Below are 11,870 nucleotides of genomic sequence, written 5' to 3' on the forward strand. Positions count from 1 at the left end.
AGCATTTCTCGCACTAACCGATCCTGACGCTGTCGCCAGCCCGGGAATATGGTGAATAAGCAAGATAAGCAGCAGTGTAAAAATCATCCCTTTTTTAATCATTGCACAGACCTCGCCTCTCTTTGGGAGTTTGTACAAGTTTATGCAGGACAAGGTATGTTATGACTCCAAAACGCTTTGACGGCAAAGCTGGCTGATTATTAAGGGGATGCCCCCGGCACTGAAATAAAAAGACGTTGTTCTTATTCTTGGTTGATATGTCGTGGAGGCAAGGTTACATAGGGGGACAAATTCCGGTTAATGTATATAGCGTGGCTTTGGAGGCAAAAATAAGCGGAAGAATTCCGATTAACTCCTCTAAATAGGCCAAATACCAAGGATTAGATTAATATAAACGGAAAAACTCCTCTTATATTTCGGGAAATGATGACATTTCCCGATTTAAGCGGCATTCTTCCGTTTATTATTCAAACCCAACAAAAAATGCTTGGAGACACATTGCTCCAAGCATCTTTGCCAATTTAAACGCGAATAACGTTCGAATAGCAATGGTGATTTTAATTTGTGCATTTCAAAACCCAACTACTTATGTTTTGCCGCTTTGTCTTTATTTCGATTGCAGCATCTTTGTCCGGTAATCGGTTTCGTAATATTCAAGTTCTTCTCTTATTTTTTGAAAATCTCCCTCGAGTGACGCAAGCAGTTTTGTCACTTTTGAAGGGACAGTATCCCGGAACTTGATTGCATTTTTCCCAGTGTAAGCTGCCCGGCTGTCTTCAAACCAGATATCGCTCTTCGGCGAGTAAAACTCCTCGATGCAGTGAATGTAGATGCGATACAATGTCTTCTCCGCCGCTCCTTTGGAGAACGGCTGGGAACCCGCTATCACCTTGCACGCTTCAAGGCCCTCTTCACAAAATACGGCAAGCCTGCGTATGGAAGAAAGAATATGGCGATAGAAGTCGGCATCTCCTTGCTCCTCTTCCTCAAGGGACTTTAAGGTTGTCGTATTTAAGAAGGTTTCAAGCTTTTCAACAGTGCTGCCTAAAAAGTCTTTAACCTCTTTTATTTGCGTCTCCACAATCGTATTCCCCAATAAATCCACCCCCAAAGATTGTATGCCTTACGAGTTGGTGCGAGAAGCCGGCTGGAGAATAAACTCCAAAGGAGAAACCTCATAGCCACCTTGTTGTTCCATTTTGGCGAAAAGCTCTTCGAGTTTGGCAAAATGAAATCCCTCAAACACCTCTGCAAATTCCTTTTCGGAGTTTATATACACCCGTTTACGATGCCTGTAGCCAGGATTCTTGAGCAGACAGGCCAGAGCTACGATTTCTTTGAACGTAACCTCACGGGACCCGCTCGAAAAGATCGGGTCTTTCTCAAACGGGGTAAACTTGCTGATCAACTCATCAAAATAGCGGACATACAGCACATGCAACGTCTTTTCAGTGCCATCTTCGGCAAATGTGACTTCACTGCGGTTGAAGAAGTCTTCGGAAGTGTTGGATTTTTCCTTTTCAAGTTCATAACCGCTGCATTGTTTGATAAACATGCCAATCCTCCCCGGGATTTATCTAATGGTACAAACAGTCAAATTATATGTATGCGTTCCCCGCTTTTTTAAGGCGTGGAACGCAAGAATTAATATTTCTAATTTTAGCATATTTCCAAAAGGCTGTCTTAAATTTTCTACCCATCAAGCTCCTGAAACTTTTCAAAGAACAGGTCTGCCTCCTCCCCGCTGTCCTCGTCGTTCAAAGTCTCTGGCAGCGGCGGTAGCTCCGAAAGGCTCTTTAAGCCAAAATAATCGAGGAACTCTCTTGTCGTTCCATACAAATAAGCACGGCCGGCACCTTCCGCCCTGCCGACCTCTTTAATCAAAGCTCTTGCAGCAAGGGTTTGTAGCGGGCGTTCGGTTTTAACCCCCCGTATTTCTTCAATTTCCACCCTTGTAATCGGCTGCCTGTAAGCAATGATCGCCAATGTTTCCAATGCAGCCTGTGATAAATGGGAACCGCCAGGGGTCTCGACAAGACGTTTAAGGTAAACAGCATGCTCTTTTTTCGTAGCAAGCTGGTAAACCCCCGCCATGCTAACCAGCATAAGGCCCCGGTTTTCATCTTTCTCGTAATCTTCCTGCAGGTCCTCGATGATTTCCTGTGCCTTTAGCTCTTCCACTTCCAGGACTTCGGCTATCTGCTTTATGGAGAGCCCTCCATCTCCTGCCGCAAACAAGATGCTCTCAAGGATTCCTTTCCAGTTAATCAGTTGCATCCACGGCCCCTCCTTCCTGGGCTGTCACATAAATCTCGGCGAAATTGCCCTCTTGTTCAACCAGTACTTCCTGCCTTTTCATCAACTCAAGCAAGGCCAGAAACGTGACGACCATATGATTCCGTTCCCGAATGGGAAAGAGCTCGTTCAAGCTCTTGCGGGAGTTTGTCCTCTTAAGCAGTTCAATGATTTCCCCCATTCTTTTCTCGATGGGTATTTCCTGCCGGGCTACTTTTGCCGATAAAGGTTTCTGCAGTTTTTTCCTTCTCATCAGCTTCTGGAAAGCTCCAAGCATATCATACAGGGAAACATTCAAGTCGGCGTTATCGGATTGTGCCTCTTTCGCATACTCTGACAAGTCGCTGGGAGGTTTCGTATAGATTAAACTGCGTTCATGTTCAAGGTCCTTGAATTCATTTGCAGCTTCCTTATACTTCCTGTATTCGATCAGCCTTTCCACCAGCTCCTCGCGGGGATCTTCTTCTTCTTCAAACCCATATTCCTCCGACAGGTCTTCCTCATGCTTTGGAAGCAGCATTTTGCTTTTAATTGCAAGCAGCGTGGCCGCCATTACTAAAAATTCGCTGGCTACATTCAGTTCAAGCTCCTTCATCGTATGGATATAGAGGAGATATTGTTCTGTGATTTCAGCCACCGGTATATCATATATATCTATTTCCAGCCTGTTGATCAAATGGAGCAGGAGGTCGAGCGGACCCTCAAACGCTTCAATTTTTACATTATATTGCATTGTGTCAACCACCATCATGTTGTCTTTGTATTATCATAAATAGTATAGAGGATTGCTCAGCACTAAGCCATTAAAAACGGGGCATATGGCAGTGCAGTTTCAATGTTTTTCAAAAATTATGGTAAGCTAATGATAGTTTTCCGTTATTAAGGGGGGAGAAAATGTTTCCAAAGGCGTATATTCAATATCTGGTCCATTTCCATGGCGACCGGGACTATTTCGAGTGCCACGAGGTGCTGGAGGAATTCTGGAAGGAAATGGAGCCAGGCAACAAGGAGTCAGCATGGGTTGGATTCATCCAGCTCGCCGTCTCTTCCTATCACTACCGACGCAGGAATTTGGCTGGAGCCCTCAGGACACATGATAAATCTGCAGCTATTTTATCGCTGAATAAAGAAAAGAATGAGGAGCTTGGCCTGGACCATGACTTATTAATGACTATCCTAAAAAAACGGCGTGAAGCAATTCAAGCTGAAGCTCCTTATCAAAGCATCAACCTGCCTATCGCAGACGAAAGCCTCAGGAATCTCTGCATCTCACAATGCCGGAAGCAAGGTTTTACCTGGTGCGAAAATAGCGGTCCCGCCAGCGAGGATTTAGTGAACAGGCACTCCAGAAGGGATCGGTCCCAGGTCATCCTTGAGCGGGAAAGGGCTTTGCGCCAGCGAACAAAAGAAAAAAGGCAGTGATTACCTTACATCACTGCCCCGGTTTTTCCAAAGTTCCGCATTTCTCAATAAATCCCGCCGTATCAGCATTTGGAGTCACCACTTTATCAGCGTGCAGCTCCTGCAAGGCACAAACCATTGCTTTGCCGATTCCTTGTTGACGGTGGGAAGGGTTAACCGAAATATGCTGAATCTCAAGCACATCTTCACTGACAAACTGCACTCCAATAAGGCCTGTGATGTCTTCATCCTTCCACAGGAACAGCTGCCAGCTGTCGTCAATCTCATATTGCCTCATTGTTTGCTGAAGCTTTTTGATGTCCTTCTCATTAGGCATGAAGGACAAAAGCCCCATTGCGATTTTTTCGAAAGCTTTTTTATAGCGAATTAACATATTGATCCCTCATTAATGATCTGAGCATATTGTATAATGACACATCCATTTTTTCCATTAGCGTTTATATTTAAACCTTATGTATAGTATGCCTGATATGGAAAGCTGGTTCACTCATAAAATATAATTGCGTTAATCATACAGAATTTGCCCGTTTTCTTCAAATATATTTCTCCGGATCGTTATTTTGCGGGGACAATATAGAGCCAGTAATAGATTCCCCACGCTGTTCCCATGAGCAGGAGCAGAGCAAACAGCAGCAAGTTATTCTTCTTCATGTCCGACCTCCCACATGATATTCTACAACAGAGTCAGCCAAAAAGACAATCATGCAGATAAACTGGACAGTTTACTTGAGTTCCTATTCTAAATCATGCAAATTCTTAAAAAAGCTAAGCTGCCAAATGCGGCAGCTTAATTTCTGACCTTCTCTTTCAAGGGCAGATCCAAGCGGATCATATCTTCAAAAGATTCCCTTTTCACTACCAGCCTTGCCTCGCCATTTTCCACAAACACAACGGGAGGCCTTGGGATTCTATTATAATTATTTGCCATGGAGTATCCATAGGCTCCTGTGCAAAAAACAGCCAGGAGGTCATTGCTTGAGGATTTTGGCAATGGCAAGTCCCAGATCAGCATATCCCCCGACTCACAGCATTTTCCTGCGATAGAAACAGTTTCTTCAGGCTGTTCGAGAGCTTTGTTGGCTAGTATAGCCTCATACTTGGCCTGGTACAGGGCGGGGCGGATATTATCGCTCATTCCCCCGTCAACGGCAACGTACTGCCTGACATTAGGCACCTCTTTACGTGAACCAATCTTGTATAGAGTGGTTCCTGCATCCCCAACCATGGAACGGCCTGGCTCGATCCAGATTTCCGGCATCTTAAGGCCATATGCTTCTGCCTGGTTCTTGACTTCAGCTATGATTTCTTCGACGTACTGTGATGCCGGAATAGGGTCGTCCTCACTTGTATAGCGGATCCCGAACCCTCCTCCGAGATTCAGCACCCGTGCTTCAAATTTTTTTGCTGCTTTCCAATCATTCAATTTGGCCATTATTTTCTTGGCAGCCAGCAAAAACCCGGTGGTTTCGAATATTTGGGAGCCAATATGGCAATGTATTCCAAGCAGATCAATATGCCCGGACTTTAAAGCTGTTGCGATCGCACTGTCTGCCTGCCCATTTTCCAGTCCGAACCCAAACTTGGAGTCTTCCTGCCCCGTCAGAATATAATCATGAGTATGCGCTTCGATGCCTGGCGTTACCCGCAACAGGATGCTGACTTTCTTTCCTTGCGCTGCACACAATTCTTCCAGCAATTCCAGCTCATAGAAATTATCAACTACAAAACAGCCAATTCCTTTTTCAATAGCCAGATTGATTTCTTCAATGCTTTTATTATTCCCATGAAAGTGGATTTTCTCCGGGGGAAACCCAGCTGCAAGCGCTGTATGGAGTTCTCCTCCGGAAACAACGTCCAAAGACAGCCCTTCCTCTTCTGCAAGCTGTACCATGGCTACGGCTGAAAACGCCTTGCTTGCATAGGCAACTTGTGCCTTCACGCCAAGGGTATCGAATGTTGTCCTGAAACTCTGTGCCCTCTCCCTGATCAATGCAACATCATAGACATACAGAGGCGTCCCAAACTCCTCTGCAAGTTTAACTGTATCAATGCCGCCAATCTCGAGATGGCCGAGTCTGTTTACTTTGGCTGTTCCATGAAATTGCATGATATCTCTCATTCCTTTTCGGCCAAAATGAATAAATAGACAGCATCCTGAAGGAAAGACTGCCCATTCATTCCCTTTAGCTCATTAAATTAAAAATTAAAATTACTTTATCATAATTTTAATGAACACGCAATTCCAGGTTTTTACCTTTTAGCCGGCTGTTTCTGGCGGTTTCTTGCGTGGACAATGCTTGGCCGGATTTTGGATCCGGGAACCGCCCTCCTGATGAGGATTTGCATAAAAGCCGCCGGGGCAAACGGGATAAAAGGCCATAAATAAGGGGTATTCAGGCACTTGATGCTCGCAAGGAGCAATATCCAGGCTGTTACTCCGACAATAAAGCCCGGCACCCCAAAAATAGCTGCAGCTGCCAGCAAAAGAATTCTTCCTATCTTGTTGGCAACACTTAACTCGTAACTTGGGGTAGCATAGGTGCCGATTGTTGCCACGGCCACATACAGAATGACCTCGGGAACAAACAAACCTACATTTATGGCGATTTCCCCTATCAGCACCGCAGCAATCAAGCCCATTGCCGTGGAAAGCGGAGTTGGTGTATGAATCGCAGCCAGCCTGAGGAATTCCACCCCAATATCAGCAATAAAAAGCTGCAGCAAAATCGGGATATTGGAGCCCTCTTTCGGTCCGATGAAGGAAATGAAATCCGGTACAATTCCGGGTTCCTTAACGAAAATATACCAAAGCGGGAGAATCATAAGGGAAGCAGCAACCCCCAGGAAACGAATCCATCTTACCATTGTCCCTACAGCCGGGGACTGCCTGTATTCTTCGGCATGCTGAAGGTGATGGAAGTAGGTGGTAGGCGTGATGATGACGCTTGGGGATGTATCCACATAAATAAGAACATGCCCTTCTAGCAGGTGGGTTGCTGCCACATCCGCCCTTTCCGTGTAACGGACAAGCGGAAAAGGATTATACCCTTGCTTGACGATGAACTCTTCAATTGTTTTATCAGCCATTGCAATCCCATCAATTTCAATGGCTTCCAATTCTTTCTTTATAACCTCGATCAAGGCAGGATTTGCCACATCTTTTATATACCCAATGGCCACATCCGTTTTTGAGCGCTCTCCTACCTTCATAATCTCAAATCTTAGCCTCTCGTCCCTTATCCGGCGCCGCGTCAGTGCGGTATTGACAATAATATTCTCCACAAACCCATCCCGCGACCCGCGGACAACCTTTTCCGTATCCGGTTCCTGGGGCTGCCTACCGGGATAGCTGCGCACATCCACAACCAATCCGATAGCTTCGCCTTCAACCATAATGACAATCAGCCCAGAGAGCACCTGGTCGACAACTTCGTCCATCGTTTTTATCTGTTCGACCGACTGGTGGGTGATACGGTTTTCAACGATGGATTGCAGCTGGGACGACAGTCGTTCCCGGTCATTGATTTCGACTAATTCTCTTGTGATATCGATAATGAACTGCGTGTCGCACAGTCCATTGACATAATAAAAGTGTACGTCCTTTTTAAGGATTTTCAGCTTCCTTACCCCAAGGTCGAAGCTGTCGCCAAGGCCGATACGGTCTTTCATGTAATCTTCGACGTCAACGAGCGATTTGGGAATGTGCTGTTTATTCTTGTTACTGTCCATAAAATCTGCTCCTTTCCAAGAGGATGATTTACCATGCCACCCGGCCTCCACTGCTAACCGACAAAATACATCCACTGGAATAAGGACCCCGCCACTTTTCCCAGGACAAACGCCATGATAAGGATGACAATCCGGTCTTCAATCCGGACTCGTTTGGCGAGGATCGGAAATACATTCAGTACCTCTGTCAGTGCAGCAGCAAGCATGCCTACAAAAACTCCGCTTGCCAGACCAATGGGTATGGCCGCCGCTCCCGGCAGGTATAAAACTGGGTCCTGCAGGCTTCCAAAAGTGCCAGCTACTGCCCCTAAGACAACGGACCATTCATACCACTGGATGAGATGCATGGTTTTGGAGAGCTGGGTCAGCCTTGGTATAATTCCAAGGACCACGAGAAAGGCCACAAACCCCGCTCCGACCGCCAAACCTCCAGCAAAACCCACCAGCAATACAAGCAAGATATTAATCGTCATCAAGATGCTTCATACTCTCCTTGTTTTCTTTCATAACCACATACTGGTCAAGCGACTGCTGATATTGAAACATTTCGACCTCGAGCGGGCTCGGCTCTTCGTTCAGCCTTTTCCGGAAAACATGATTAAAAAAAAGAATCATTCCCAGTCCAAGCCCAAATGAATAAGGAATTTGAAAAAGCAATGGCTTGTATGCCTCCTCGCCTGTCAGGATGGTATAGATCCGCTGGTGGACCTCCTGCATGCTGACATCTTCATGAAAGTTCATGATTGTAAGTGCTGCACCTGTAAACAGCAGCATCCAGATTAAAAGGAACAATGGAAGCGTGATGGCTTTTTTCTTGAGCATGACTTCAATAATTGTCTGGGCCGGCCCTACTGCCTGTACCTCATTATTCGGAAAAGCAGAAGTTATAACCGAAATAACCTTCATCACATCAATAATGATGATATTTTTGTCCTGGGGCGTCACTTTATGGATATGGAGCATGTTCAACCTCTGATGGATTTCGTCGTTAGAAATAATCTGGGCGATATCCTTTAACAACAGGCTTTCATCAGGCTTCACCTGTACCCGGTGGCGCAAGCGGATATAAATGGTATTTTCCATCCCATCACTTCCAACACAAAGTTTTCCTTGTATAAGTAGTATTGGTTGGTTGAGTATTTGTATGAAATCCAATAACTGGCACTACTTTTCCTAATCATGGAAGGGAGGTTCTTTGTAAATGAAAAACCCGTATGGATCAAGAATCCATACGGGTTTTCATTTGCTGCAGTATTTTCTTTTCAAGCCGGGATACCTGCACCTGGGATATGCCCAGCCTCACGGCTACTTCCGACTGGGTCTGGTCCTTATAATACCGGAGATAGACAATCAGCCTTTCCCGGTCGTCGAGCTCCCTGATCGCCTCCTTAAGGGCGATTTTATCAAACCATTTGCCCTCTTCGCCATTATCAATCTGGTCGAGAAGGGTGATCGGGTCGCCATCGTTTTCATAGACGGTTTCATGGATGGAAGATGGCGTCCTGCTTGCTTCCTGTGCCAGGATGATTTCTTCTGGAGTCAGCTGAAGATATTCCGCCAATTCATTTACGGTCGGAACCCTCCCATAATTCTTGGATAGCTCATCCTTTGCTTTTCTGATTTTGTTCGCCATTTCCTTTAGGGAACGGCTTACTTTCACGGTGCCGTCATCCCTGATGAAACGCTGGATTTCACCAATGATCATCGGGACGGCATACGTCGAAAATTTGACATCATAAGAAAGGTCAAATTTATCCACAGATTTAAGGAGACCGATACTGCCTATCTGAAACAGGTCATCCGGCTCATAGCCGCGATTCAGGAAACGCTGAACGACCGACCAGACAAGCCGCATATTCTTCTGAACGATCAGGTCCCTTGCTTCCTGGTCTCCTTCATGGCTCCTCTTGATCAGTTCCTTGACTTCATGATCCTTCAAATAGGCTTGACTGCTATCGTTTTTCACTTCAACATCCATAAGCAGGACTCCTTAATTACACAGTGCTTTGCTTTTTGATAAATGCTTCTTTAGGCGGATTTCAGTTCCAAAGCCCGCTTCAGACCTCACTTCTACTTCATCCATAAAATTTTCCATGATGGTAAAGCCCATCCCCGACCGCTCCAGCTCAGGCTTGGAAGTATATAAAGGCTGCCGGGCTTCTTCAATATCCCTTATCCCGATTCCTTCATCCCTGATCACAAGCTCGACAACTCCATCCTCCAGCCTGACCGAAATAAATACCTTTCCTTCAGAAGCATTTTCGTAGCCGTGGATAATGGAATTCGTCACTGCTTCAGAAATAACTGTTTTAATCTCTGTCAGTTCATCCATGGTAGGGTCGAGCTGAGCAATAAAAGCAGCCACCGTCACCCTGGCAAATGACTCATTCTGGCTCAGGGCACTGAACTGAAGACTCATTTCGTTTTTCATCATCATGCAACCCCCAATCTTTCCAAAGCATATTCCTCTGTCGGCTCAAGGCGGATAATTTTAAATAAGCCTGACATATCAAATAGCCGTTTGATTGGAGGTGAAATGGCACAAACAATCATTTCCCCATGAAGCTGTTTTACATGCTTGTATCTCCCCAAAATCACACCGAGTCCCGAGCTGTCCATAAAAGTCAGGTTTTCAAGGTTAAGGACAATATGGCGGACGCCTGAACTTTCCAGCATCTCTGTTGCCTGTTCGCGCAAGGAATCCGCCGCATGGTGATCCAGCTCTCCGCTTAGACGAATGCATAAGACGTCATTCCTGATTTCCATCCCAATGTTAAGACTCACTTGTCCATTGCCTCCTTATCTGGTATAAGGAGTCAAATTCGCCCTCCGCCATGCTGATTCCTTCCTTGGGACAAAACTAGTGGGCATTCGCTAAAAGTAGAAGCCACCTATCCCCTTTCGACAAAGTGTTTTTAGTCTCCAGCCCTTGAGAACATTCCGAACGCACGTTTATACAGCTGCCACCAGTTCGCCTTTTCAACGCTTTCATTTGCGACCAGCTTGGATTCTGCCAGCAGTTTGCCATCCTGCATCAGCTTTAGTGTTCCGATTGGATCTCCTTTTTGGATAGGGGCTTTCAAATTTTTCTTCAGCGTAATTTCCTGCTGAATATTATCGAAATTTTCCCCCTTCTTTGTCAGGATCGAGATTCTTTCGGATGTCACAACATTTACTTTCTTCCCGCTCCCTTTGCTTACAGGTGCCTGCCCGAGGGTATGGCCTTTTTTAAACATTGGGTGGGACTGGTACTGACTGAATGCATAATCGAGCATCTTCGAAACCTGTGCATTTCTTGACTTGGATGTCGGCGCACCGAATACTACTGCCACAACACGCATTCCATCCTTTTGCGCTGTTGCCGTCAAACAATATTTAGCTTCATTGGTAAAGCCGGTCTTAAGCCCGTCAACTCCAGGATAGAACCTGACCAGGCGGTTTGTGTTGACCAGCCAGAATTTTTTGTCTGTATCCTCGCGAAGATAATCTTCATACTGACCTGTAAATTTTGTAATGCCTTCATATTTCAGCAGCTCTTTGGCCATAACCGCCATGTCGTGAGCTGTACTGTAGTGGTCTTTTGTCGGAAGACCGGTCACATTTTTAAATTGGGTGTTTTCAAGTCCCAGTTCTTTCACTTTCGCATTCATCCGTTTGACGAACTCTTCCTCCGACCCTGCCAGGCGTTCCGCCATGGCTACGGAAGCATCGTTAGCCGAACCAATTGCAATCCCTTTGAGCATTTGTTCAACTGTCATCTCTTCGCCTGGCTCAAGGAAAATTTGTGACCCACCCATTGAGGCGGCATATTCGCTTGTACGAATTTTTTCATCCATTTTCAGCGTGCCCTTGTCCAAAGCTTCCATTATTAAAACCATTGTCATGATTTTTGTCATGCTGGCAGGCGGAAGCTGTTCATTGCTGTTCTTTTCATAAAGAATCTTGCCTGTATCCCGCTCAATCAAAATGGCTGAACTGGCATCTTCAGCTAGCTGTACACTATCCTCGTTGGCTGACGCGATACCCGCAAACATTGAAACAAAAAATATCGAAACAATGATCAGACTGAATAAACGTTTATGTTTCATGGCCATAAACCTCCTATCTTTATAGGGTCTATTTTTTCCATCAAACCCAATTTTATACAGTTAATGAAATAAAAAAAGACCGGCTTTTTTAGCCGGTCATCTGTTTATTGAGTTATTTCCTCATGGATCAATACAGGAGCCTTTACTTTTTCTTTTGAAATCCTGATATTGTTGTACAGTAGTTCCTTGACTTCACTCACATCCTCAAAGTTGCTGTGGATGGTCAGCAAGGATTCTCCCTTGGTGACTTTATCGCCAATCTTCTTCTTCAGGACAAGCCCGACAGCAAGGTCGATTTCCGATTCTTTTGTTGCCCGTCCTGCACCAAGCAGCATC

The 11,870-nt window shown here is 45.5% G+C and carries 14 protein-coding genes and 1 pseudogene; 1 reads left to right on the top strand and 14 read right to left on the bottom strand.

The annotated features are described in order from the left end of the window. Positions 1 to 607: 607 nt before the first annotated feature. From WQ57_RS21270 to WQ57_RS21285, 4 genes are all read right to left on the bottom strand, one after another. Complete coding sequence (locus tag WQ57_RS21270; protein ID WP_046524111.1) at positions 608 to 1,096, bottom strand: DUF3907 family protein; 489 nt, start codon at positions 1,094 to 1,096, stop codon at positions 608 to 610. A gap of 27 nt (positions 1,097 to 1,123) precedes the next feature. Next, positions 1,124 to 1,555, bottom strand: coding sequence for a hypothetical protein (locus WQ57_RS21275; protein WP_046525756.1), 432 nt, complete (start codon positions 1,553 to 1,555; stop codon positions 1,124 to 1,126). A gap of 137 nt (positions 1,556 to 1,692) precedes the next feature. Next, the gene (gene scpB, locus WQ57_RS21280; RefSeq protein ID WP_046525757.1) at positions 1,693 to 2,277 is read right to left on the bottom strand and encodes an SMC-Scp complex subunit ScpB; all 585 of its coding nucleotides are present in this window, start codon (positions 2,275 to 2,277) and stop codon (positions 1,693 to 1,695) included. Then, a complete protein-coding gene (locus WQ57_RS21285; protein ID WP_046525758.1) occupies positions 2,264 to 3,028 on the bottom strand; it encodes a segregation/condensation protein A in 765 nt (254 codons plus the stop codon). The genes scpB and WQ57_RS21285 overlap by 14 nt, the downstream gene beginning before the upstream one ends. Before the next feature lie 161 nt (positions 3,029 to 3,189). On the opposite strand from WQ57_RS21285, the gene WQ57_RS21290 reads away from it, so the two are divergent. Continuing rightward, a complete protein-coding gene (locus tag WQ57_RS21290) occupies positions 3,190 to 3,717 on the top strand; it encodes a DUF309 domain-containing protein (RefSeq protein ID WP_046525759.1) in 528 nt (175 codons plus the stop codon). A gap of 10 nt (positions 3,718 to 3,727) precedes the next feature. On the opposite strand, the gene WQ57_RS21295 is transcribed toward WQ57_RS21290, so the two are convergent. The 10 genes and pseudogenes from WQ57_RS21295 to deoA form a co-directional block, all read right to left on the bottom strand. Next, positions 3,728 to 4,090, bottom strand: coding sequence for a GNAT family N-acetyltransferase (locus WQ57_RS21295; protein ID WP_046525760.1), 363 nt, complete (start codon positions 4,088 to 4,090; stop codon positions 3,728 to 3,730). A 414-nt stretch (positions 4,091 to 4,504) separates the two neighbouring features. Continuing rightward, the gene (gene lysA / locus WQ57_RS21300; protein WP_046525761.1) at positions 4,505 to 5,824 is read right to left on the bottom strand and encodes a diaminopimelate decarboxylase; all 1,320 of its coding nucleotides are present in this window, start codon (positions 5,822 to 5,824) and stop codon (positions 4,505 to 4,507) included. 143 nt (positions 5,825 to 5,967) lie between these two features. Then, entirely contained in the window at positions 5,968 to 7,446 is a 1,479-nt protein-coding gene (locus tag WQ57_RS21305; RefSeq protein ID WP_046525762.1) for a spore germination protein, read from the bottom strand. Positions 7,447 to 7,499: 53 nt separating this feature from the next. Then, complete coding sequence (locus WQ57_RS21310; protein ID WP_046525763.1) at positions 7,500 to 7,919, bottom strand: stage V sporulation protein AB; 420 nt, start codon at positions 7,917 to 7,919, stop codon at positions 7,500 to 7,502. Continuing rightward, positions 7,909 to 8,529 carry a stage V sporulation protein AA gene (locus WQ57_RS21315; RefSeq protein ID WP_046525764.1) on the bottom strand — a complete coding sequence of 207 codons (621 nt, stop codon included), beginning with the start codon at positions 8,527 to 8,529 and terminating at the stop codon, positions 7,909 to 7,911. Before WQ57_RS21315 ends, WQ57_RS21310 begins: the two co-directional genes overlap by 11 nt. A gap of 136 nt (positions 8,530 to 8,665) precedes the next feature. After that, positions 8,666 to 9,424: an RNA polymerase sporulation sigma factor SigF gene (sigF, locus tag WQ57_RS21320; RefSeq protein ID WP_046525765.1), complete on the bottom strand. Its 759-nt coding sequence runs from the start codon at positions 9,422 to 9,424 to the stop codon at positions 8,666 to 8,668. A gap of 12 nt (positions 9,425 to 9,436) precedes the next feature. Then, positions 9,437 to 9,877 (bottom strand): anti-sigma F factor, encoded by a 441-nt coding sequence (spoIIAB, locus tag WQ57_RS21325; RefSeq protein WP_046525769.1) that lies wholly within the window; start codon positions 9,875 to 9,877, stop codon positions 9,437 to 9,439. Between the two features lie 2 nt (positions 9,878 to 9,879). Continuing rightward, the gene (gene spoIIAA, locus WQ57_RS21330; protein ID WP_046525766.1) at positions 9,880 to 10,230 is read right to left on the bottom strand and encodes an anti-sigma F factor antagonist; all 351 of its coding nucleotides are present in this window, start codon (positions 10,228 to 10,230) and stop codon (positions 9,880 to 9,882) included. Positions 10,231 to 10,361: 131 nt separating this feature from the next. Further along, positions 10,362 to 11,534, bottom strand: coding sequence for a D-alanyl-D-alanine carboxypeptidase family protein (locus WQ57_RS21335; RefSeq protein ID WP_046525767.1), 1,173 nt, complete (start codon positions 11,532 to 11,534; stop codon positions 10,362 to 10,364). Between the two features lie 104 nt (positions 11,535 to 11,638). Further along, positions 11,639 to 11,870 (bottom strand): annotated as a pseudogene (gene deoA, locus WQ57_RS21340) (pyrimidine-nucleoside phosphorylase); the annotation flags it as partial.

The sequence above is a fragment of the Mesobacillus campisalis genome (assembly GCF_000986785.1).
GTDB lineage: Bacteria > Bacillota > Bacilli > Bacillales > Cytobacillaceae > Mesobacillus_B > Mesobacillus_B campisalis.